The sequence below is a fragment of the Streptomyces rubradiris genome (assembly GCF_016860525.1).
Taxonomy (GTDB): Bacteria; Actinomycetota; Actinomycetes; order Streptomycetales; family Streptomycetaceae; genus Streptomyces; species Streptomyces rubradiris.
Map to the genome: position 1 here is coordinate 46862 of NZ_BNEA01000001.1, position 22382 is coordinate 69243.

Annotated in this window: 14 protein-coding genes; 6 read left to right on the plus strand and 8 right to left on the minus strand. The window is 75.3% G+C overall.

Annotated elements, in window-relative coordinates; all coding sequences use genetic code 11:
- Positions 1-56: 56 nt before the first annotated feature.
- The 3 genes from Srubr_RS00120 to Srubr_RS00130 all read right to left on the minus strand — a co-directional run bounded on the left by Srubr_RS00120 (position 57) and on the right by Srubr_RS00130 (position 10812).
- Entirely contained in the window at positions 57-4808 is a 4752-nt protein-coding gene (locus tag Srubr_RS00120) for a type I polyketide synthase (RefSeq protein WP_189991579.1), read from the minus strand.
- Complete coding sequence (locus Srubr_RS00125; protein WP_189991581.1) at positions 4808-10243, minus strand: type I polyketide synthase; 5436 nt, start codon at positions 10241-10243, stop codon at positions 4808-4810. Before Srubr_RS00125 ends, Srubr_RS00120 begins: the two co-directional genes overlap by 1 nt.
- Positions 10244-10443: 200 nt before the next feature.
- The gene (locus Srubr_RS00130; RefSeq protein WP_189991583.1) at positions 10444-10812 is read right to left on the minus strand and encodes a 5-carboxymethyl-2-hydroxymuconate Delta-isomerase; all 369 of its coding nucleotides are present in this window, start codon (positions 10810-10812) and stop codon (positions 10444-10446) included.
- A gap of 120 nt (positions 10813-10932) precedes the next feature.
- Here Srubr_RS00130 and murJ point away from each other — a divergent pair, with 120 nt between their 5' ends.
- Positions 10933-12657, plus strand: a complete 1725-nt coding sequence (murJ, locus tag Srubr_RS00135; protein ID WP_189991585.1) for a murein biosynthesis integral membrane protein MurJ — start codon at positions 10933-10935, stop codon at positions 12655-12657.
- Between the two features lie 85 nt (positions 12658-12742).
- Here murJ and Srubr_RS00140 read toward each other — a convergent pair whose 3' ends face one another.
- The gene (locus tag Srubr_RS00140; protein WP_189991587.1) at positions 12743-13678 is read right to left on the minus strand and encodes a LysR family transcriptional regulator; all 936 of its coding nucleotides are present in this window, start codon (positions 13676-13678) and stop codon (positions 12743-12745) included.
- A gap of 71 nt (positions 13679-13749) precedes the next feature.
- Here Srubr_RS00140 and Srubr_RS00145 point away from each other — a divergent pair, with 71 nt between their 5' ends.
- Both Srubr_RS00145 and Srubr_RS00150 read left to right on the plus strand, forming a co-directional pair.
- Positions 13750-14703 carry a DMT family transporter gene (locus tag Srubr_RS00145; RefSeq protein WP_189991589.1) on the plus strand — a complete coding sequence of 318 codons (954 nt, stop codon included), beginning with the start codon at positions 13750-13752 and terminating at the stop codon, positions 14701-14703.
- Between the two features lie 121 nt (positions 14704-14824).
- The gene (locus Srubr_RS00150) at positions 14825-15601 is read left to right on the plus strand and encodes a hypothetical protein (protein ID WP_189991591.1); all 777 of its coding nucleotides are present in this window, start codon (positions 14825-14827) and stop codon (positions 15599-15601) included.
- On the opposite strand, the gene Srubr_RS00155 is transcribed toward Srubr_RS00150, so the two are convergent.
- A complete protein-coding gene (locus Srubr_RS00155; protein WP_189991593.1) occupies positions 15558-16871 on the minus strand; it encodes a glycoside hydrolase family 88 protein in 1314 nt (437 codons plus the stop codon). The genes Srubr_RS00150 and Srubr_RS00155 overlap by 44 nt on opposite strands.
- A gap of 325 nt (positions 16872-17196) precedes the next feature.
- On the opposite strand from Srubr_RS00155, the gene Srubr_RS00160 reads away from it, so the two are divergent.
- On the plus strand, positions 17197-17856 hold the full coding sequence (locus tag Srubr_RS00160) for a maleylpyruvate isomerase N-terminal domain-containing protein (RefSeq protein ID WP_189991595.1): 660 nt from the start codon (positions 17197-17199) through the stop codon (positions 17854-17856).
- Between the two features lie 103 nt (positions 17857-17959).
- Here the strand turns inward: Srubr_RS00160 and Srubr_RS00165 are convergent, their stop codons facing one another.
- Positions 17960-18700 carry an FG-GAP repeat domain-containing protein gene (locus tag Srubr_RS00165; protein WP_189991597.1) on the minus strand — a complete coding sequence of 247 codons (741 nt, stop codon included), beginning with the start codon at positions 18698-18700 and terminating at the stop codon, positions 17960-17962.
- 166 nt (positions 18701-18866) lie between these two features.
- On the opposite strand from Srubr_RS00165, the gene Srubr_RS40095 reads away from it, so the two are divergent.
- Both Srubr_RS40095 and Srubr_RS00175 read left to right on the plus strand, forming a co-directional pair.
- A complete protein-coding gene (locus Srubr_RS40095; protein ID WP_373313387.1) occupies positions 18867-19127 on the plus strand; it encodes a hypothetical protein in 261 nt (86 codons plus the stop codon).
- 84 nt (positions 19128-19211) lie between these two features.
- Positions 19212-19862 carry a hypothetical protein gene (locus Srubr_RS00175; protein WP_189991601.1) on the plus strand — a complete coding sequence of 217 codons (651 nt, stop codon included), beginning with the start codon at positions 19212-19214 and terminating at the stop codon, positions 19860-19862.
- A 44-nt stretch (positions 19863-19906) separates the two neighbouring features.
- On the opposite strand, the gene Srubr_RS00180 is transcribed toward Srubr_RS00175, so the two are convergent.
- Both Srubr_RS00180 and Srubr_RS00185 read right to left on the minus strand, forming a co-directional pair.
- Positions 19907-20803, minus strand: coding sequence for an NAD(P)-dependent oxidoreductase (locus Srubr_RS00180; RefSeq protein ID WP_189991603.1), 897 nt, complete (start codon positions 20801-20803; stop codon positions 19907-19909).
- A gap of 246 nt (positions 20804-21049) precedes the next feature.
- Positions 21050-22348 (minus strand): CPBP family intramembrane glutamic endopeptidase, encoded by a 1299-nt coding sequence (locus Srubr_RS00185; protein WP_189991605.1) that lies wholly within the window; start codon positions 22346-22348, stop codon positions 21050-21052.
- Between the last annotated feature and the right edge of the window lie 34 nt (positions 22349-22382).

A 22382-nucleotide genomic window follows, 5' to 3' on the forward strand; every position in this document is an offset into this window, starting at 1 on the left:
TCCTGTGCGAAGAGGGGGGACCGCGGTGCGGCCGGGGTGTCGGGGGAGGGGTCGCCTCAGGCCGAGCCGAGTTCGTTGTCGATGAACGCGAAGACATCGTCGGCGGAGGCGTCCTGAAGCCGTCCGGCGACGGCGTCGGCCCCCTCCTGGCCGAGGGCCTGGTCCAGGTCGCCGAGCAGCGACCGCAGGCGGCCGGCGATCCGGCCCTCTTCGATGTCCTCGGCGCTCAGGCCGCCGAGCCGGGCGGCGAGCCGGTCGAGGTCGGCGAGGACGGAGTCCACGGAGGAGGTGTCGGCGCCGGCGATCTCGGTGCCCAGGTGCTGGGCGAGGGCGGCGGGGGTGGCGTAGTCGAAGATGAGCGTGGCGGGCAGCGGCACCCCGGCGGCGGCGCTGATCCGGTTGCGCAGGTCGACGGAGGTGAGGGAGTCGAAGCCGAGGTCGCGGAAGGCGGTGGTCGGCTCGACCGCGTCGGCGTCGGCGTAGCCGAGGACGGCGGCGGCCTGGCCGCACACCAGCTCCCGCAGGGCGCGGTCGCGTTCGCCGCCGGTGAGGCCGGCGAGTTTCGCGGCGAAGCCGTCGGCGGCACCGGCCTGTCCGGGTCCGCCGGTGCCGGGGCGGGCCCCGGGCAGCGTGGACAGCAGGGGGCTGGGCCGGGTCGCGGTGAAGGCGGGCGCGAACACCGCCCAGTCGACGTCGGCGACGGTGACGGTGGTGTCGCCGCCGGCCAGGGCGCGGTGCAGCGCGGTGAGCGCGCGGCCGGGGTCGAGGAGGGACATGCCCATGGCGCGGGCGGCGGAGCGGACGGTGCCGTGGGCGGCCATGCCGTCGCCGCCCCAGGGTCCCCAGGCGATCGAGGTGGCGGGCAGTCCGGCGGCGCGGCGGTGTTCGGCGAGGGCGTCGAGGTAGGCGTTGGCGGCGGCGTAGTTGGCCTGGCCGGCGCCGCCGACGGTGGCGGTCAGGGAGGAGAACAGCACGAATGCCGTCAGGTCCCGGTCCGCGGTGAGTTCGTGCAGGTGGCGGGCGGCGTCGGCCTTCGCGGCGAGGACGCGGTCGAAGCGCTGGGGGGTGAGGGCGTCCAGGACGCCGTCGTCGAGGACGCCGGCCAGGTGCAGCACGGCGGTCAGGGGGTGTTCGGCCGGTACGGAGTCCAGCAGGGCGGCCACGGACCGGCGGTCGCTGACGTCGCAGGCGGTGAGGGTGACCCGGGTGCCGGCGTCGGTGAGTTCGCGGACCAGGTCGGCGGCACCGGGGGCGTCCATGCCGCGGCGGGAGGTCAGCAGCAGGTGGTCGGCGCCCTCGGCGGCGAGCCGGCGGGCGACGGCGCCGCCTATGGCGCCGGTGGCCCCGGTGACCAGCACGGTGCCGGACGGCGTCCAGGGGGCGCCGGTGCGGGCGGGGGCGGGCTCCAGGCGCCGGCCGTAGGCGCCGGTGTCGCGCAGCACGAGCTGGTCCTCACCGCCGGGGTCGCCGAGCAGGGCGGCCAGCCGGGCGAGGGTGTCGGGGCCGGGTTCGGCGGGCAGGTCGGCCAGTCCGCCCCAGCGTTCGGGGTGTTCCAGCGCGGCGACCCGGCCGAGGCCCCACACCGGGGCCTGGTCGAGGCCGGTGACGGCGGCGCCCGGCCCGTGGGCGACGGCGTCGCGGGTGACGCACCACAGCGGGGCGGTGACCCGCGCGTCCCCGAGGGCCTGGACAAGGGCGGCGGTGACGGCCGGCGCGGTGGCGGGCGCCAGCAGGGACAGCACGCCGTCGGCGCCGTTCCGCCCGGCGAGCAGCGCGGCGAGTTCGGCGCGGTCGGCCGTGGCGGGCACGGTGAGGGTGTCGAGGGTGAGGCCCCGTTCGGTGAGCCCGGTCAGGACGGCGGTGGTCCACGGGTCGTCGGCGGCGGGGACGACGGCGAGCCAGTGGCCGCCGCGCGCCGGGGTGGCGGCGGGGGCCAGCGGCTCCCAGGCGACGCGGTAGCGCCAGCCGTCGGCCGCGGCGTCGGCCTGCCGCCGCTCGTGCCAGGCGGCGAGGGCCGGTACGACGGCGGCGACGGAGGTCTCGTCGGCGACGCCGAGGGTGGCGGCCACGGCGGTGACGTCCTGGTCGCGGACCAGGTCCCAGAACGGGTCGGCGGCGTCGCCCCCGCGGGCCGCCGCCGAGCGCTCGGCCTGGAGGATGGGGGCGTCCTCCCAGTGCCGGTCGCGGCGGAAGGGGTAGGTGGGCAGGCCGACCCTGCGGCCGCCGGCGAACAGCGCCGTCCAGTCGGGGCCGGTGCCGGTCAGGTGCAGCCGGCAGACGGCGTCGAGGAGGGCGGCGTCCTCGGCGCGGTCGCGGCGCTGGGCGGCGATGACGACGGGCGCCGAGTCCTGGGCCAGGTTGCTGAGCACCGCGTCGGGGCCGACCTCCAGGAAGCGGGTGGCGCCCTCGGCGGCCAGGGTGGTGACCCCGTCGTGGAAGCGGACCGCCTCGCGGACGTGCCGGACCCAGTACTCGGGCGAGTCGAGCCGGTCGGCGAGGCGGCCGGTGACGTTGGAGACGACCGGCAGGGCGGGCTCGCGGAAGGTCAGTCCCGCCAGCACCTCGCGGAACGCCTCCAGCATGGGGTCCATGCGGTGGGAGTGGAAGGCGTGCGACACCTTCAGCCGGGTGGACTTCTCCACCCGGGCGGCGACGGCGAGTACGGCGTCCTCGTCGCCGGAGACCACCACGGCGCGCGGGCCGTTGACGGCGGCGATGCCGACGCCGTCGGTGAGCAGCCCGGCGACCTCCGCCTCGGTGGCGAGCAGGGACACCATCGCGCCGCCGGCGGGCAGTTCCTGCATGAGCCGGCCGCGGGCGGCGACCAGGGCGACGGCGTCCTTCAGGTCCAGCACGCCGGCGACGTGCGCGGCGACGACCTCGCCGACGGAGTGCCCGGCGAGCAGGTCGGGGCGGACGCCCCAGTGCTCCAGCAGCCGGTACAGGGCGGTTTCGAAGGTGAACAGGGCCGCCTGGGTGTACACGGTCCGGTGCAGGGGCGCGGGGTCGGTGTCCTGCTCCCACATCACCTCGCGCAGCGGCCGGTCCAGGTGGGTGTCGAACGCGGCGCAGATCTCGTCGAGGGCGGCGGCGAACACCGGGAACGCGGCGTGCAGGGTGCGGCCCATGCCGGGCCGCTGGGAGCCCTGCCCGGAGAACAGCACGGCGAGCCGGCCGGGTTCCGGGGCCGTCTCGGCGGGGCGGCTGCCGTCGGCGACGGCGCGCAGGCCGGCCAGCAGCTCGTCCCGGTCGCGGCCGGTGACGGCGGCCCGGTGGGTGAACACGGTCCGGGTGGTGGCCAGCGAGTAGCCGACGTCGTACGGGTCGAGGCCGCCGGCCGCGGCGAGCAGCCGCTCCGCCTGCCGGCGCACCGCGTCGGGGCCCTTGCCGGACAGCACCCAGGGGATCACGGGCAGCGCGGTGCGCTCGGACGCGGCCGGTTCCGCGGCGGCGGGCGGCGCCTCCTCCAGGATGGTGTGGGCGTTGGTGCCGGAGATGCCGAAGGAGGACACGCCGGCCCGGCGCGGGCGGCCGTCGGGGGTGTCCCAGGGGCGGGCCTCGGTGAGCAGCCGGACGTCTCCGGCGCTCCAGTCGACGGCGGTGGAGGGCTGCTCGACGTGCAGGGTGCGGGGCAGGGTGCCGTGGCGCATCGCCATGACCATCTTGATGACGGCGCCGACCCCGGCCGCGGCCTGCGGGTGGCCCATGTTGGACTTCAGGGAGCCGAGCCACACCGGCCGGTTCTCCGGCCGGTCCTGCCCGTAGGCGGCGATGACGGCCTGGGCCTCGATGGGGTCGCCGAGGGTGGTACCGGTGCCGTGCGCCTCGACCGCGTCGATGTGGTGCGGGGCGAGCCGGGCGTCGGCAAGGGCCTGCCGGATGACGCGGATCTGCGCGGGTCCGCTGGGCGCGGTCAGGCCGTTGGAGGCGCCGTCCTGGTTGACGGCCGAGCCACGGACCACGGCGAGCACCTCGTGGCCGTTGCGCAGCGCGTCGGACAGCCGCTCCACCAGCAGCATGCCGGCGCCCTCGGCCCAGGCGGCGCCGGCGGCGTCATCGGAGAAGGAGTGGCAGCGGCCGTCGGGGGACAGCGCGCGGCGCTCGCTGAACTCGATGAACATCTCGGGGCTGGCCATGACGGCGGCACCGCCCGCGAGCGCCAGGGAGCACTCGCCCTTGCGCAGCGACTGGATGGCCTGGTGCAGCGCCACCAGGGAGGAGGAGCAGGCGGTGTCCATGGTGACCGCGGGGCCCTCCAGGCCCAGGGTGTAGGCGATGCGGCCGGAGACGATGCTGCCGGAGATGGTGCCGCCGAGGTAGTCGTGGTGCATCAGGCCGACGAAGACGCCGGTCGGGGTGCCCTTGACGGTGGTGGGGTCGATGCCGGCCCGTTCGAAGGCCTCCCAGGTGACCTCCAGCAGCAGCCGCTGCTGCGGGTCGGTGCCGGGCGCGTCCTTGGGGCTGATGCCGAAGAAGGCGGGGTCGCACTCGGCGGCGTCGTGCAGGAAGCCGCCCTGGCGGACGTAGGTCTTGCCGGGGGCGCCGGGCTCGGGGTCGTAGATCGCCTCGGTGTCCCAGCCCCGGTCGGTGGGGAAGCCGGTGACGACGTCGATGCCCTCGTCGACGATCCGCCACAGGTCCTCGGGGGTGCGCACACCGCCCGGGTAGCGGCAGCCCATGCCGATGACGGCGACGGGCTCGCGCTCGCGGTCCTCCAGCTCGCGTACGCGGCGGCGGCTGCGCTCCAGCTCGGTCGTGGCCCGCTTGAGGTAGTCACGGAGCTTGCCGGCCGTGGCCGAGTCTTCCATCACAGGGCTCCCAGTTCGTTGTCGATCCTGGCGAAGAGTTCGTCGTCGCTGGCGTCGCCGAAGTCCTCGGGCGCAGCGGGCGCGGAGTGCCGGGTGTGGGTGTCCTGCCAGTCACGCAGCAGCGCTTCGAGGCGGGCGGTGACCCGGGCGTGGCTGCCGTCCTCGTCGGGCAGGGCGTGCAGCGCGGCTTCCAGTCGGTCCAGCTCGGCCAGCGCGGACCGGGCCCGGTCCGCGGGGCCGGGCACCAGCGCGGTCTTGAGGTGGGCGGCGAGGGTGGCGGGCGTGGGCTGGTCGAAGACGAGCGTGGCGGGCAGGGTCAGCCCGGTGGCGCCCGCAAGGAGGTTGCGCAGTTCCACGGCGGCGAGCGAGTCGAAGCCCATCTCCTGGAAGGCGCGCCCCGGGTCCACCGACTCGGGCGAGGGGTGCCCGAGCACGGCGGCGACATGGGTGCGCACCAGTTCCAGCAGGGCACGGTCGCGTTCGGAGTCGGCCAGCGGGGCCAGCCGGTCGCGCCAGGACCCCGCCGGGGTGCCGCCCTCGGAGCCGCGCCGCCGGGCGGGCCGGACCAGGCCGCGCAGCAGCGCGGGCACGCCGTCGGTCCGGGCGCGCAGCGCGGCGGTGTCCAGGCGTACGGGCACCAGCACGGCGTCCTCGCCGCCGGGGCCCGCGTCGAGGGCGCGCAGGCCCTGGGCGGGGGGCAGGGGCGGCAGGCCGAGCCGGCGCAGCCGTTCCAGGTCGGCGACGTCGATGCCGGAGCCGAGGCCGCCGGCGCCGGACCACAGGCCGTAGGCGAGGGAGACGGCGGGCAGGCCGAGCGAGCGGCGGTGGGCGGCGAGGCCGTCGAGGAAGGTGTTGGCGGCGGCGTAGTTGGCCTGGCCGCCGCCGACCAGCAGCCCGGCGGTGGAGGACAGCAGCACGAACGCCGACAGGTCCTGCTCGCGGGTCAGTTCGTGCAGGTTCCAGGCGGCGTCCACCTTGGGCCGCAGCACCCGGTCCACCTGGCCCTCGTCCAGGCCGGCCAGTACGCCGTTGTCGACGACGCCGGCGGCGTGCACCACGGCCCGTACGTCGTGTCCGGCGAGCAGCGCGGCCAGTTGGGTCCGGTCGGCGGCGTCGCACCGAGCGAGGGTCACCTCCGCGCCCGAGTCGTGCAGGGCGTCGGCGAGTTCGGCGGCCCCGGGGGCGTCCGCGCCGCGCCGCCCGGCGAGCAGCAGGTGCCGTACGCCGTGCGCGGTGACCAGGTGACGGGCGATCAGCGCGCCGAGGCCGCCGGTGCCGCCGGTGATCAGGACGGTGCCGTCCGGGTCCCAGGCGGGCGGGCCGCCGGGCTTGGCGCGGGCCAGCCGGGGCAGCCGCACCTCGCCGTCCCGCACCGCGACCTCCGGTTCCCCGGCGGCGAGCGCGGTGGCGAGGGCCGGTCCGGGGCCGGCGCTGCCGTCGCTGTCGAGAAGCAGGAACCGCCCGGGATGCTCGGCCTGCGCCGCGCGGACCAGCCCGTACAGGGCGGCGTGCGCGAGGTCGCCGGTGCGCAGCAGCACGGCGAGCCGGCGCCCGGCGTACCGCTCGTCGGCGGGCCAGGAGCGCAGCACGTCCAGGACCGCGTGCACCCGCGCCCGCACCAGGGCGGGCAGGTCCGGTACGGCGTCGGGGGCGGGCGGTACGGCCAGCAGGACCAGGTCGGGGACGGGACCGGCGGCGGTGAGCGCGGCGAGACCGGGGTGGTGCGGGACGTCGGCGCCGGTCAGGGGAACACGGTCCGGACCGGCGTCCCCGGGGCCGGGGTTGTCGGGTCCGAGGCCGCACACGGCCGTCGCGGGCAGGGCCGGGGCCGTCGCGGCGGGCGCCGGGAGGAGTTCCACCCGGTACAGCGGGTCGTCGCCGTCCCCGGCGAGCTGGTCGGCGGTGACGGGGCGGGCCACGAGGCCGCGCACAGTGGCGACGGGCGCGCCGGCGGCGTCGGCCAGGGTGAGGGCGACGGAGTCGGGGCCGGACGGGGTCAGGCGCAGGCGCAGGGTGTCGGTGCCCGGCGCGTGGAGGGTGACGCCGCCCCAGGCGAACGGCAGGACCGCCTGGCCGCCGGGCAGGTCCAGCAGGTTGACGTGCAGCACGGCGTCCAGCAGGGCCGGGTGTATCCCGTACCCGGCGGCGGTGGCGCGGGCGCTGTCGGGCAGGGCCGCCTCGGCGAACAGCTCGTCCCCGCGCCGCCACATGGCGCGCAGGCCCTGGAAGACCTCGCCGTAGCCGTAGCCGGTGCGGGCCAGCGCGGGGTAGAGGCCGGCCAGGTCGACGGGTTCGGCGTCCGGGGGCGGCCAGTCGGTGAGCCCGGCCGGGTCCGTGCCGTCGGCGGAGGTGAGGACGCCGGCGGCGTGGCGGGTCCAGGGGGCGTCGGGGGTGTCGGCGCGGCGGGACCAGATGGTCAGCTCCCGCTGTCCGTCCCGGTCGGGGCCGACGGCGGCCTGGACGGCGAGGGCGCCCTGCTCGGGCAGGATCAGCGGGGCGTGCAGGGTGAGTTCGCCGACGGTGTCGCAGCCGGTGCGCTCCGCGGCCTGGAGCGCCAGTTCCACGAAGGCGGTGCCGGGCAGCAGTACGGTGCCGTGCACGGCGTGGTCGGCGAGCCAGGGGTGCGAGGCGCGGGAGAGCCGTCCGGTCAGGACCGCTCCCCCGCTGTCGGGCAGGTCGGTCACGGCGGTCAGCAGGGGGTGGCCGGTGGCGCTCTGCCCGAGCCCGTCGGCGTCGCCGCTGCCGCCGGTGCCGGCGTCCAGCCAGAGGCGGCTGCGCTGGAAGGCGTAGGTGGGCAGGGCGGTGGGCCGGGCCCGGTGCGGGGCGAAGAAGGCCGCCCAGTCGACGTCGGTGCCGGCCGCGTGCAGCCGGGCCACGGCCGTGACCAGGTCGCGTTCCTCGTCGCCGGCGCGGCGCAGCGCGGCGATGGTCACGCTGTCCTCGGGCAGGCAGTCGGCGGCGAGCGCGGTGAGGGCGGCGTCCGGGCCGACTTCGAGGAAGGTGCGGACGCCCAGCTCGTGCAGGGTGGTCAGGGCGGGGGCGAAGCGTACGGTCCGGCGGACGTGGTCGACCCAGTAGCCGGGGGTGGCGAGGTGCGCGGGGTCGGCGAGGGCGCCGGTGAGCGTGGACACGAGGGGGATGCGGGGCTCGGCGTAGGAGCAGCGGGCGGCGGCCTCGGCGAAGCCGGCGAGCATCGGCTCCATCAGCGGCGAGTGGAAGGCGTGCGAGACGGTCAGCCGCTTTCCGGTGCCGAAGCGGGCGGCGAGGGCGGTGACGGCGTCCTCGGCGCCGGAGATCACCACCGAGCGCGGGCCGTTGACGGCGGCGAGGCCGACCGTCGCGTCCAGGTGGGGGGCGATCTCCTCCTCGGTGGCGCGCAGCGCGGCCATGGCGCCGCCTTGGGGCAGGGCCGCCATCAGGGTGCCGCGGGCGAGGACGAGCCGTACGGCGTCGGGCAGGGACAGCACCCCGGCGGCGTGGGCGGCGGCGATCTCGCCGACGGAGTGCCCGGCCAGGTAGTCGGGGGTGACGCCCCAGGACTCCAGGAGGCGGTAGAGGGCCACTTCGGTGGCGAAGAGGGCGAGTTGGGCGTAGTCGGTGCGGTTCAGCGGGCCGGTGTCGTCGTCGAGCACGTCGGCGAGGGGCCGGTCCAGGCCCGGGTCGGCGAGGGCGCACACCGCGTCGAAGGTGTCGGCGTACACCGGGAAGGCCCGGTACAGGGCGCGGCCCATGCCGGTGCGCTGGGCTCCCTGCCCGGTGAACAGGAACGCGGTCCGGCCGCCGGTCCGGGTGAGCGGGGTGGCGGCGGTGAGCGCGGCGAGCAGTTCGGCGGTGTCCCGGCCGGCGGCGACGGCGCGGTGTTCGTGGCGGGCGCGGGTGGTGGCGAGCGACAGGGCGAGGTCGGCCGGGCGGGCGCCGGGGTGGGCGGCGAGGTGGTCGCGCAGCCGGGCGATCTGCGCGGTGAGGGCCTGGGGGGTGCGGCCGGAGACGATCCAGGGGACGCAACCGCCTTCCCGCGCGGGCGAGTCGGGGGTGTCCTCGGCCGGTTCGGGGTCGGCGGGCGCCTGTTCCAGGACCACGTGGGCGTTGGTGCCGCTGATGCCGAAGGAGGAGACGGCGGCGCGGCGGGGCCGTCCGGTGGCGGGCCAGGGACGCCGCCGGAGGGCCAGTTCGACGGCTCCGGCGCTCCAGTCCACCTGGTCGGTGGGCGCGTCGACGTGGAGGGTGGGCGGGACCTCGCCGTGCCGCATGGCCAGCACCGTCTTGATGACGCCGGCGACGCCCGCGGCGGCCTGGGTGTGCCCGAGGTTGGACTTGACCGAGCCCAGCAGCAGCGGCCGGTCGCGGTCCTGGCCGTAGGTGGCGAGCAGCGCCTGGGCCTCGATGGGGTCGCCGAGGGCGGTGCCGGTGCCGTGGGCCTCGACCACGTCGACGTCGGCGGGGGTGAGCCCGGCGCCGGCCAGGGCCTGTCGGATGACCCGCTGCTGGGAGGGGCCGTTGGGCGCGGTCAGCCGGCTGCTGGCGCCGTCGGAGTTGACCGCGCTGCCCCGGATGACGGCGAGCACCGGGTGGCCGTTGCGGCGGGCGTCGGCGAGCCGTTCCAGCAGCAGGATGCCCGCGCCCTCGCCCCAGCCGGTGCCGTCGGCCGCGGCGGCGAACGCCTTGCAGCGGCCGTCCGGGGCGAGCCCGCGCTGCCGGCTGAAGTCGACGAAGGTCTCCGGGGTGGACATCACGGTGACCCCGCCGGCCAGGGCGAGGGAGCACTCGTCGGACTGCAGTGCCCGTACCGCCCAGTGCAGGGCGACCAGGGAGGAGGAGCAGGCGGTGTCGACGGTGACGACGGGCCCTTCGAGCCCGAAGGTGTAGGCGACGCGGCCGGAGGCGATGCTGGCGGCGCTTCCGTTGGCCAGGTAGCCGTCGAGGTCGTCGGGTACGGAGCCGAGGCGGGTGGCGTAGTCGTTGTACATGACGCCGGCGAACACGCCGGTGCGGCCGCCGCGCAGGGAGGCGGGGTCGATGCCGGCCCGTTCGCATGCCTCGTAGGAGATCTCCAGCAGCAGCCGCTGCTGCGGGTCCATGGCGAGGGCCTCGCGGGGGCTGATGCCGAAGAAGCCGGGGTCGAAGTCGGCGGCGTCGTGCAGGAATCCGCCGGTGCGGGCGTAGGTCTTGCCGGGTCGGCCCGGGTCGGGGTCGTACAGGGCGTCCACGTCCCAGCCGCGGTCGGCGGGGAAGCCGGTCACCGCGTCGGTGCCGGTCGCGACGAGGTCCCACAGGTCCTCGGGGGTGGTGACGCCGCCGGGGTAGCGGCAGCCGATGCCGACGACGGCGACGGGGCCGTGTGCGCGTCGCTCGTTCTCGCGCAGCCGTCGCCGCGCCTCCCGCAGGTCCGCCGTCGTCCGCCTGAGATAGTCGAGCAGTTGCTCTTCGTTGTTCACCAGCGCGCCATCCGATCGGGATCGAAGTGAGGGCCTGGGCCGTGCGGATCGCCTCCGGACGGTTGCCGGTCCGCTTCCCCTTTCGCTGTCGGAGGCTAGGCAGGGGGTGGTGACGCGGGACACCCCTAGGGCCCCCAGGGGCCCCCGCGACGGCTAAGGGGTCCCCCGGTGGCGACGGCCGGCGCGGGGCCGCGGCGGGGTCATCCGCCGGCCGTGGTCACGGTGGCCAGCCGGTAGCTGCCGGCCAGTTCCCTGACCTCCGTTGAGACGACCGCCTCGGGCACGCCGGCCGCGCGCAGATGTGCCTCGGCCAGGGCCAGTACGCGCTCCGACAGGCGGGCCCGCTGGTGCGCGGGACGGCCGGCCAGGAGGCCCACCTCGATGTGCAGGAACGCGGTCTCCCCGCCCGACGTGTCCCCGACATACGTGTCCACCGGCCGGACGAGCGTCTTGCACACGCCCGTGGATCCGGATTCCTCCAGGACCAGCGGATGCAGCTCCTTCACGAGGACGCCCGCGTCGAGGACTCCGGCCAGACGGGAGGAGTAGTCGATGGTGAGGTGCGGCATGCGGGACCTTTCATCACACTTCCTAGTTTCTCAAGGCAACTATTTTCTCTCACGGTGTCCGGACCCCGACGCCCGCCCCGGCATCGCGGCCCGCTCCCCCGGCTCACATAGGTTGTGCGCATGATCGAGGACGCGAAGACGAGGCCACGGGGTGTGCCCGCACAGCGCCGGCGCCGGGGCAGACACGCCGCCCCCGCGGGCCGGGCGGACCGCCGCGGGCGAGGCCATCGCCGGAAGAGACCGGCGCCTCCCGGGCCGGCCCGGGCCTCGATGCTGATGGCGGCCGGCACCGTGGTGTCCCGGGCGACGGGACTCATACGCACGGTGCTCCAGGCCGCCGCCCTGGGCACGGGCCTGCTGGCGAGCACCTACAACACGGCCAACACGGTGCCGACCAGTCTGTACACGCTCCTGATCGGCGGCGCCCTCAACGCCGTCCTCGTGCCGCAGCTGGTGCGCGCCCGCGCCACGCACCCCGACCGGGGCCGGGCCTACGAGCAGCGGCTGGTGACCCTCGTGGTGTGCGTCCTCGGTGTCGGGACGGTACTGGCGGTGTGGGCGGCGCCGCAGATCGTCGGCGTCTACATGCGGGACACCGCCGACAACCACGAGGCCTACGAACTGACGGTCACCTTCGCCCGCTACCTGCTGCCGCAGATCTTCTTCTACGGCCTGACCGGCATCTACGGCCAGGTCCTCAACGCCCGCGAGAAGTTCGGCGCGGCGATGTGGACGCCGGTGCTGAACAACGTCGTCCTGGTCGCCATGTTCGCCGCCTACCTGGGCCTGATGACGGTCCCCGACCGGGTGGCGGACATCACGGCCGGCCAGGTCCGGCTGCTCGGCATCGGCACGACCGCGGGCATCGCCGTGCAGGCCCTCGCCCTGATCCCGTTCGCCCGCGCCGCCGGCTTCCGCTTCCGGCCGCGCTTCGACTGGCGCGGCACGGGCCTCGGCTCCAGTGTCCACGCGGCCAAGTGGACCCTGCTGTTCGTGCTGGCCAACCAGGTGGCCCTGGCGGTGGTCACCAACTACGCCAACGCCGCCGACCAGGAACTCCCGGACGCGGGCGCGGGCTACTCGGCGTACACGTACGCGCAGACCATCTGGATGCTTCCGCAGTCCATCGTCACCGTGTCCCTGGTGACCGCGCTGCTGCCGCGCATGAGCCGGGCCGCGGCGCAGGGGCGGGTGGCCGACCTGCGGGCGGACCTGTCCCGCGCCCTGCGGGTCAGCGGCGCCGTCATCGTGCCCGCCGCGTTCTTCTTCCTCGCCCTGGGCCCGCTGCTGGCGGAGCTGCTGTTCGCCCACGGTGCCGCCGACGCGGCCACGGCCCGGCCGCTCGGCCACATGCTCCAGGCGTTCGGCCCCGGCCTGATCCCGTTCTCCGCCCAGTACCTGCTGCTGCGCGGCTTCTACGCCTACGAGGACACCCGTACGCCGTTCTTCATGGCCGCGTGGGTCGCCGTGGTGAACATCGCCCTCGCCACCGCCTGCCACGTGCTGCTGCCCGCGCGCTGGGCGGTGACGGCGATGGCCGGGGCGTACACGCTGTCCTACGCGATCGGGCTCCTGGTGACCGCGCGGCTGCTGCGGCGACGGGTCGGCGGACGCCTCGACGACGGCACCCTGCGCCGCACCTACGCCAAGCTGCTGCTCGCCGCGGGCCTCGGCGCGGCCCTGGGCTGGACCGCCGCCCACGCCTGCGCCGCCCACCTGGGCACCGGGACATGGCCCACGGCCCTCTCCCTGACGGCGGGCACGGTGACGCTGGCCGCGGTCTACGTGACGACGGCCCGCCTGCTGCGGGTGCCGGAACTACGACGGCTGCCGGTGCTGCTCTGACGGGGTCGAGGGCGGGGCCGGGCGGCGGGGGCAGGGGGCGCGCCGCGCAACCGTACCGACGGTCCCGACGGCACCGTACGGTCGGTCAGGGGGTGCCGGAGTGGCCGGCCGCCGCCCGCTTCAGCAGGGAGTTCAGCAGGTGTATGTCGGGCCTGCGGGCGGTGCCCGAGCGGCTCACGGTGAAGATCGTCCGGCTGACCGGCCTGGTCAGCGGGTGCAGGCTGACACCGGCGGCGGCGTCCGGGACGGCGAGCCGGGGGGCCAGCGCGACGCCCGCGCCGGCGGCGACCAGGGAGGTCAGCACGCCGAAGTCGCTGCTGCGGACCCGGATGTCCGGGACGAACCCGGCGGCGCCGCAGGTGCGCTGGATCATCTCGTAGCAGGAGGTGTCGGGCGCGGGTGTCAGCCAGGGCGCCTGGGCGAGCGCGGAGAGGTCCGCGGGCGCTCCGGGGGCCAGCCCCAGCCGGTCCGCGTGTTCGAGGCGCAGCACGGCCACCACGGGGTCCTCCATGAGGGCCTCCTGCTCGCTGCCGGAGGGGAAGTCGCGGGGCAGTACGGTGTAGCCGTGGACGACGGCCACGTCGATCTCCCGCTTGTGCAGGGACTGGAGCGCGTCACCGGGCTCCAGGACGGTGAGGTGCAGGGCGAGCCGGCGCGACCACGCGTCGTCCTCCTCGGCGAGCGCCCGGTACACGGCCGGGAACAGGGTCCGGGCGGCCGAGGCGAACGCGGCCACCCGGACCTGTCCGCGCCGGCCGCCGCGCAGTGCCGCGAGGTCGGACTCCGCGGCGGCGAGGTCGCCGAGGACCACCTCCGCGTGCGCGACCAACAGCTCGCCGGCGGTGGTCAGCCGCAGCGTGCGTCCGTGTTTCTCCACGACGGGCAGACCGGCCTCCCGTTCGAGGACGGCCAATTGCTGGGAGACCGCGGGCGCGGTCAGATGCAGTGCCTCGGCCGCCGCCGCGACGGTGCCGTGGATGGCCAGGTGGTGCAGAATCCTGAGCCGACGAACATCAAGCATCATCACATCTTACGCTTTCCGTAAAGAAAGCTAACTGGACCTTCTTGTTTCCGTCTCGGCATCGTAGAGGAATGCGCATACGGTTCGCCTCCCCCCGCTTCCTCGCCCTGGCCGGCACCGTGATCCTGTGGGCGTCCGCGTTCCCGGCGATCCGTGTGGGGGTCGGCGGACTCGGCCTGGCGGCGCTCTCGCTGCTGCGGCTGGCCATCGCCGCCGTGGTCCTGGCCGCCATCGCCCCGTTCGCCGGGGTCCGGCTGCCCCGGCGCGGGGACCTGCCGCAGATCGCGCTGTGCGGGCTCACCGGCATGACCGCCTACCAAGTGCTGCTGAACTGGGGCGAGATCCACGTCGAGGCGGGCACCGCGAGCCTGCTGATCGCCGTCGCCCCCGTCTTCAGCGTCCTGCTGGGCAGCGCGTTCCTGGCCGAGCACATCAGCCGCAACGTGGCCATCGGCAGTGTCGTCGCCCTCGCGGGCACCGCCGTCGTCACCCTGAGCGACGGGGTGTCCGGGTTCACCGCCGCCTCCCTGGTGGTGCTGGCCGCGGCCGTCGTCCAGGGCGTCTACCACTTCGCCAGCAAACCGCTGCTGCGGCACTACACCGGGCTGGAGGTGGCCACGTACGCCATGATCGCCGGCACGGTGTTCGCGCTGCCGCTCGTGCCCGCGACGGCCCGGGCCCTGCCCCACGCTCCCCTGGACGCGCTGCTGGCCGTCGCCTTCCTCGGACTGCTGCCGTCCGCCCTGGGCTTCGTGATCTGGGGCTACGCCGTCGCCCGCCTGCCGCTCGCCGCGTCCACGGCCGCGCTGTACCTGGTCCCGCCCGTCGCCCTCCTGGTGTCCTTCGTCTGGCTCGGCGAGATCCCGCACCCGGTCGAACTGCTCGGCGGCGCCGTCGTCGTGGCCGGCGTCATCCTGATCAACCGCCGCTCCGGCCCGCCACCGCGCTCCCGCGCCGTCGCCGGACGCCCGGGCCACGCGAAGGCCACGGACGAACACACCGACGAGCCCTCCATACACCGCTGAGCCGGCCCTTGCCCGACCGCGGCGACCCGTCGGCCGTCGCAGCCCCCCGACGGCTGATGTCCGGGCACCGCGTGATGAAGTGTGGGCCTGACAACTCCGGCAGCAAGGAGCGCTTCTTCCGATGCCCGCACAGCCCGCACGCCCTGAGCGCAGGGGGCCCGAGACCGCCTCGGTCATGGATGTCCCGCCGTTCAGGCCGTCTCTCGTCAAAGCGGTGTTCAGGGACCTGACTTCGCTGCACGTCTCCCGGTCGGCCGCGTGGGCCGCCGCGTCGGTGACGCGGACGGTGCTGGCGGAGATCATCGACGGCGCGAGGAGAGCGGCGGCGGAGGAGGCCCGGACGAAGCTGATCCCCGGCGACCTTCTCCGGGCGATCGACCGGAACGTCGAGCTGGAGGTGGGGACCAAGTGGTACCACCACAGCCCGACGTTCAAGGGCCTGACCGGTGTCCTGTACGACGCCGAGGGTGTCATCGTGCCTTCCCGTGAGCGCCGTGGGTCGCGTAGACCGAGTGCTGTGGCCGGTGCGCACCGGTTCGAGGCCGGGGTGAGGAAGCTGCTGCGGAGCCGGGGGGCGACGGCCGTCCCGGTGATGGTCCGCGACCTGGACGGCATCGCGAGCGTGTTCCTGACGGACCTCGCCCGTGACGCGGCCATGGTCGTCCGCGAGGGCGGGGTCAAACGTTTCGGTACGGTCGCCCTGGTGACGCCGGGCGAACCGGTCCCTCCGCCGCTCCTCAAGGACCCGCTCCTGGCCCTGTCCACCCGCAAGGGGGACAGGCGGACCATCGGCAGGGACGACGTCCTGGCCGCCACCACGATGCAGTTGTCCGGCGGAGTGAGGCAACGAGCCCTCACCGAAGCACGCGAGGCGACACGGAACGCTCCGGCCGGCTGAGCTGCCGGACGGCCGAGGACGGCTGTGACAGGTCGATCGCCCGGTCCACGTCCGCGGGGCGGAGCACTCGCAGGATGCCTTCGAGGAGGTAGTAGTCGGCGTAGGGCAGCGAGATCTCGATGCCGTCCTCCCCCGGACGGTTGCGGGTGCAGCGGGCCACGACCGCCTCCGCCCGGGCCGAGTTCCTGGTCAGGCACGTCTCCGCGAGCGCGGTGAGGATGCGCAGCGCCACGTCCCGGTAGGCGCGCCGGCCGGTCGCCGCGTGCAGGTCCAGCAGGCCGCACGCCATGACGGCCCCGGCGGAGGCGTCCTTGATGTCGTACGGCTGCTGCGGCGCCCGGTAGTCCCAGACGGGAACGTGGTCCGGGGTCAGCGCCTCGATGGCGTAGTCGGCGAGTCTGCGCGCGGTGTCCCGGAACCCGGTGTCGCCGGTCCTGCGGTACATGGTGGTGAACCCGTAGATGCCCCACGCCTGCCCCCGCGACCAGCAGGAGGAGGCGGCGTAGCCCTGCACCGTGGCGGGGCCGAGGGGCGCGCCGGTGTCCGGGTCGAAGTCGTACACGTGCGGGGTCGAGCCGTCCGGGCGGGGGAAGACACGCTGGGCGGTCTTCGCGTGCGCCACCGCGATGTCCAGGTAGGCGGGGTCACCGGTCTCCCTGCTCGCGAACGCCAGCAGGTCCAGGTTCATCATCGTGTCGATGATGACGCGGCCGGCGTTGGCGGTGTCGTGCAGCGCGCCCCACGCCCGGATGAACCCGCCGCGCGGGTTGTAGCGCCGTACCAGGGAGTCCGCCGCGCGTAGGGCGCCGGTGCGCCACTCGTCGTCACCGGTCAGCCGCCAGGCGGTGACCCAGGAGGGGTAGAAGAGGAAACCCAGGTCGTGGGTGGTGGTGTCGGTCTGGCGGGGGGCCAGGTTCCGGGCCGACTCCACCGCCCGGGCGCGGAAGGTGTCGTCCCCGCTGTACAGGTACGCCATCCACAGCGTCCCGGGCCAGAAGCCGCCCACCCAGTCCCCGCCGCGCGAGTACGTCCACTTCTCGAACTTGGTGCCGACCGGGAAGCCGGTCACGCGGGGCGCCACTGCGCGGACCTTCGCCACCGCGTAGTCCGCGGCAGCGCTCAGCGCACGCGGAATCGCGCCCGTCCCCGCCGGTCCGGCCGCCCCCGCGGGTCCGGCCGCCGCCGCGGGTGCCGCCGACGCCTCCGTGGCCGGTCCCACGGCCGCCGCACCCGCCGCCGTGACCAGCAGCGCACGCCGGGAAACGCTCATGCTCGCCCTCCCACTCCGTCGTGTTCGAGAGAAAGTCGGCTGAGCTTGGCACATCATCACATCACATGTACACCCACGTGTGCGAAGTTCATGTACATGAACGAATCTGTGCATGCCCGCCGCACGGCGTGAACGCCATGAACCGCGAACCGGGCTTCGCGGACGCGCCGTTCCGAGCCGGCCGCTGCCACGCGCCACTCACCGCCCCCGCCCCGCCCCCGTCGGCCGGTGTCACCACCGCCGGTCCGCGCTCCACCGCCGCCGGGCGGCGAACGGGTCCGGGAAATCGGTCGATGCGCCCCACGCGCGCTGCTAGCTTGCGGGTGTGGACCTCTTCCAGCACTCCTGGACCGCCCTGCGCACGGCCGTGGCCCGTCTCGCCGACGAGGACTTCGCGCGGCCGTCCGGCTGCGCCGGCTGGCTCGTCCGCGACCTGGTGTGCCATCTCGTCATCGACGCCCAGGACGTACTGATCACCCTCGTGACACCCGCGTCGGGCGAGCCGACGCACGACGCGGTGACCTACTGGCACGTCACGGACACACCGCCGGCCGGCGACGACCCGCTGGACGCGCTCACGGTCCGGCTGGCCGCCGCCTACGAAGACCCCGGACTGCTCAAGTTCCATCTGGACGACGTCGGTTCGGCCGCCGGACGCGCGGCGGAACTGGCCGATCCCGCACTGCGGGTGAGCACCCAGGACATGGTCCTCACCACCGGCGACTACCTCTCGGCGTACGTCCTGGAGTGGACCCTGCACCACTTGGACCTGGTCGCACACCTCCCCGACGCCGAGCTGCCGCCCGCCGAGGGCCTCGCCCGGGCGCGCGCGATGCTGGAGCGGATCGCCGGGTCGCCCTTCCCCGCGTCCTGGTCCGACGAGGACGCGCTGCGGATCGGCACGGGGCGCCGGACCCCGACCGACACCGAACTGACCGGACTCGGCGACCGGCCCGGCAGGCGACTCCCGCTCGTCCTCGGGTGAGTTCCCGGGGGCTCCCGGTGAGTTACGGGTGGGGCCCCGGCCCGGACGCCCGGTGAGCTCCGGATGGGGCCCCGGCCCGGACGCCGGGTGAGTTCCTGGTGGGTCACCTCGTCCCGCATCCCGGGTAGAACGGCGTCAGGCCCGCGTGCGGGAGGCGGGCCGGCGGGTGGTGACCGGTGGCCCCGGCGTCCGTGGTGTACGCGCGGGTGCCGGCCCGCAGTCCGGTGCGCGGGTCGCCGAGCCGGGCCTCGAACACATACACCCCGTCGCCCGCGTAGGTGTAGGCCGCCAGGTCGGGATACCGGTCGTGGTTGTGGTCGGCCACCGCGATGTCCTGCGTGGCGCCCAGGTCGAGCCGTACCGTGCGCCGGCTGCGGCCGGTGCCGGAGAAGGGGCCCAGTCGCAGTTCGGCCACGCGGGGCGGGACCGGGTCGTCACCGCCCTGGGCGCGCCCGGCGACCACGGCCAGGTCGCTCCAGCCGTCCTGGTCGAAGTCCGCCACGGCGGCGCGGACATACCGCTGCCGGTTCCCCGGGCGGTCGGCCAGTCCCCGCGCCGGGACGGCCCGTTCGCGGCCCGAGCCGGTGCCGAAGGCGATGGTCAGCCGGGCACCGCGGTGGGAGGGGTCCGTGATCCGGTCCGGGCGGCCGTCGTTGTCCACGTCGGCGATCAGGTCCCCGGAGCCGGTCAGGCACGCGGCGACGGCGGAGGGGCCGGCCGGGCGCGGCGGGGGCTGCCCCAGGGAGTCCTCGCACCCGGCGCACAGCAGCAGGCCGGCCAGGACCACGGCCGCGCGGGTACGGCGCCCCGCCCGGGGAGTACCGGTGTGCCCGCGCGTCGCCATGAGCAGGCATCCTAGCCACAGGACTTACGGCGCACGGCAGTTGGGGGGCGGCCCGCTCCCCCGGCGCCATTGTCGTCAGGGGTCCGCGCGGCCCTGCGGTGGCTGGGGGCGCCGGACGTCGAACTGCGCGGCCACTCCGGGCTCGTCCACACAGCAGCCGTCCTTCATGGGCCCGGACCCGAACGCCTGCTCCACCGGCTACGACAACTTCTCCTGCGACCACGGCCTCGGCACCGGCATGGAGACACATACCGCGCTCGCCGACACCATCTACACACACGACGAACGGCGGCTGCTGGCCGACCTGTTCCTCCCGTCCGAGGTCCGCCGGCAGGACAAGGGGGTCACCTGGCGGCAGACCGCCCGACTGCCCGACTCCGCCTCCCCCGCCCCCGGAGTTCGCCGGGCGACCCTGGCCCGGGGCTGACCGTCGTGTCCGTGCGTCACGAAAGGTGAGAACGGGTTAACTCACCCGTATCATCCAGGTGTCGCACCACAAGCGGAGGTAGATATGCCGGAAACCGCTGGGCCCGTCACCGAATTGGCCTCTCAGTACGTCAGCCAGGTGACCAAGGACCTAGAGCAGAACGTCAAGGAACAGGACCGCGTCACCGCGGAGATCGCCGCGTTGCAGGAGCGGTTGGCCGCACTCCAGCACGACCACGCCATTTTGCTGAACATGCAGCAGGCGCTCGGCATCGCGGCCCCGGTCGCGGGCGCGGTCGTGCCCGCCCCGCGCGGGAAGGACGGCGGCGCCCGACGCCCCGACACCAAGAAGCCGGGGGCGAAGAAGCCCGCCGCCAAGAAGCCGGCGGCCCGGAAGCCGGCGGCCAAGAAGCCGGCGGTCAAGAAGGCCCCGGCGCAGCCCGCACAGCCCGCGCAGCCCGCGCAGCCCGCGCAGCCGACGCTCGTCGAGCTGGTCCGCCAGTACCTGACCGAGCAGAACGAGCCGCGCTCCGCCGCGGAGGTCACCGAGGCGCTGGACCGCGCGTACCCCGAACGGGCGGTGCAGACGAAGGTCGTGCGCACCACTCTGGAGAACCTCGTGGCCCGAGGCGGCGCGCACCGCAGCAAGCAGGGCTCGTCCGTCTTCTACACCGTGGCCGCCGAACCGGCTCCGGAGACGGCCGGGAACGCGGAAGGCGCCGACCCCGCCCAGTGAGGCCCGGCCGCCTCCCGCGGGGCCCCTCGCCCAGGGCCCGTCACTCAGGCGGACGGCGCCTCGGCTTCGCCGAAGCTGGCGAAGTAGGCGGCGGCCATGTCCTCGTCGGCGTGGCCCTGCGCGGCGGCGCGCTCCAGGCGTGCGGCGCTCGCGGCGGCCACGTCCAGGCGCACACCGTGCTCCTCGCCCGCCCGGACGATGAGCCGGGCGTCCTTGACGGCGGTCGCCACCGAGAACTGGGCGGGCGTCAGTTCGTCGTCCAGGATGAGCCGGCCCTTGGCGCGCAGGTAGCCCATGTCGAGCGGGCCGCCGGCGATGGCGTCGAAGAAGTTCTGCGGGTCCACGCCGAGCGCCTTGGCCAGGGCCAGCGTCTCGCCGGTGGCGGCGGTGGCCGCGACGACCCAGCTGTTGGCGACCAGCTTCAGCCGGGTCGCGGTGCCGGCGGTGCCGTCCTCGCCGGTCCACACGGTACGGCTGCCGGTCGCGTCGAACACCGGGGCGACCACGGACCGGTGCCCGGCCGGGCCCGCGGCGAGGACGAGGAGCTGTCCGGCCTCGGCCGGCTGACGGGTGCCCAGCACCGGCGCGTCGAAGAACACCAGGCCGTGTTCGCCGGCGAAGGCCGCAAGGTCGCCGAGGGCCTCGGTACCGGCGGTGCTGCACTGCGCCCAGACGGTGCCGGGGCGCAGCGCGGGGGCGGCCTCGCGCATGGTGTCCAGGGCTGCCGGGCCGTCGTAGAGCATGGTCAGCACGACGTCGGCGCCGTCGACGGCCTCGGCGGGCGTGCCGGCGACCAGCACGCCGTCGGCGGTGAGCGGTTCGGCCTTGGCGCGGCTACGGTTCCAGGCGCGCACGGTGTGTCCGGCGCGGGCCAGGTTGCGGGCCATCGCGGCCCCCATGATGCCGGTGCCCAGGACGGTCACGGTGAGCGTGTCGGTCATGACATCAACTTCCTTTGCTCATAGGCGTTTTACGGGCCGGCGGGCATGCCTCACGGGAGAGGGCACGGCTCCGCCCGCGGAGCCGGTCTTCCACCGGCCGACCGCACACCCTTGCACACCACCCGCGCCGCTCGCCGTCGTGTCCACGGACGGGCCGTGCACGGCGGTCCCATGACGCACACCGAGCCCGGACCGCGGCCCGTCGCCGTCCCCGTGGGCCGACGGACGGACCCGCCGGTGCGCCGCTCACCCGCTGCCCGTGGTGTCCTCCCCGGTGCCCGCCGACCCGGCCGGGCGGCCCGTGTCCGACCACGGCGCGGCAGCCCCCGGGTGGGCGGTCCCGGACGGCGGCACGGGGGCGCCGGCCGCCGGGTGACCGGGCCACTGTCCGGGCAGCGGACCGTGCGGATGACCGGGCCACTGTCCGGGCAGCGCACCGTGCGGATGACCGGGCCACTGTCCGGGCAGCGCACCGTGCGGGTGAACCGGTGCCTGTCCGGGCGCTGTACCGTACGGGTGAACCGGCACCTGCCCGGCCACGGAACCGTACGGGTGAACCGGCCATGGCCCGGGTGTCACACCGTACGAGTGCGCCGGCCACTGTCCGGGCACCGCGCCGTAGGGGTGGGCCGGGGGCAGCGGGGCGGGGGCGGTGCGGTCCAGTCGGCGGCGGCGCAGCCACCACGCCACGGCCGCCGTGTACAGCACGATGCCCGCGCCGTCGAGCACGGCCATCTGCCAGCCCGCGTCGGCCGCGGTGTCGTCACTGGCGAGCCCGTCCACCACGGCGGCCGACACACCGAAGGCCAGAAGGTTGTTGACGGCGTGCAGGGCGATGGCCGCCTCCAGTCCCCCCGTCCGCCAGGTCAGCCACCCCGCGCACACCCCGAACACCAGCAGGTCGGCGAAGCCCCACACGGTGCCCCAGCCGTGGGCGGCGGCGAACAGCACGGCCTGGGGCACCGACGCGGCCCACGGCGACCGCAGGAACGCCCCCGCCGTCTGCGCCAGCCAGCCACGGAAGACGTACTCCTCGGCCGCCGCCTGCAACGGCACCAGCACCAGCAGCATGGCCAGGGCCCGCCCGAAGGCCGGCCAGCCCACCCACTGGCTCTCCGCCTCGCCGCCGTCCGAGGGCAGCAGGAGCATGGCGCCCATCGCCAGGGCGAGGACCGGCACGGCCGTCAGCACACACAGCCCGAGCCAGCGCAGGCGCAGCCGCCCGGTCACCGAGGAGACCGTGCCTGCCGGGCGCCGGCCGATCCAGCGCACGGTCAGCAGCAGCACGGGTATGCCCACCGCGATCGACAGCAGGTCCAGCGCGGTACCCGAGACGGGCCCGAACTCCGGCCAGCCGTCGGCATCCTCGGGATAGCCGAGGGCCACGCCCAGGACCAGGAAGCAGAGCATGAGGACGAGCACGGCGAACACATAGCCCACGCCCACGACCAGGGTCCCGAGCAGCGGGCGCCACCACTGGTAGCGCGGCGTCAGACGGGCCAGACGGTGGTACGGGAGCTGCTCGGCGAGCGGTGGCTGTGTCATGCCGTCAGCCTGCCAAAACCCCGCGGGTTTGCCA

Bases quoted from the DNA above. Each gene is read 5' to 3' on its own strand.
- Srubr_RS00145 (WP_189991589.1), top strand. From the start codon at position 13,750: ATGCGCATACGGTTCGCCTCCCCCCGCTTCCTCGCCCTGGCCGGCACC.
- Srubr_RS40095 (WP_373313387.1), top strand. From the start codon at position 18,867: ATGGGCCCGGACCCGAACGCCTGCTCCACCGGCTACGACAACTTCTCC.
- Srubr_RS00150 (WP_189991591.1), top strand. From the start codon at position 14,825: ATGCCCGCACAGCCCGCACGCCCTGAGCGCAGGGGGCCCGAGACCGCC.
- Srubr_RS00120 (WP_189991579.1), bottom strand. From the start codon at position 4,808: ATGGAAGACTCGGCCACGGCCGGCAAGCTCCGTGACTACCTCAAGCGG.
- Srubr_RS00175 (WP_189991601.1), top strand. From the start codon at position 19,212: ATGCCGGAAACCGCTGGGCCCGTCACCGAATTGGCCTCTCAGTACGTC.
- Srubr_RS00165 (WP_189991597.1), bottom strand. From the start codon at position 18,700: ATGGCGACGCGCGGGCACACCGGTACTCCCCGGGCGGGGCGCCGTACC.
- Srubr_RS00180 (WP_189991603.1), bottom strand. From the start codon at position 20,803: ATGACCGACACGCTCACCGTGACCGTCCTGGGCACCGGCATCATGGGG.
- Srubr_RS00185 (WP_189991605.1), bottom strand. From the start codon at position 22,348: ATGACACAGCCACCGCTCGCCGAGCAGCTCCCGTACCACCGTCTGGCC.
- Srubr_RS00140 (WP_189991587.1), bottom strand. From the start codon at position 13,678: ATGCTTGATGTTCGTCGGCTCAGGATTCTGCACCACCTGGCCATCCAC.
- murJ (WP_189991585.1), top strand. From the start codon at position 10,933: ATGATCGAGGACGCGAAGACGAGGCCACGGGGTGTGCCCGCACAGCGC.
- Srubr_RS00155 (WP_189991593.1), bottom strand. From the start codon at position 16,871: ATGAGCGTTTCCCGGCGTGCGCTGCTGGTCACGGCGGCGGGTGCGGCG.
- Srubr_RS00130 (WP_189991583.1), bottom strand. From the start codon at position 10,812: ATGCCGCACCTCACCATCGACTACTCCTCCCGTCTGGCCGGAGTCCTC.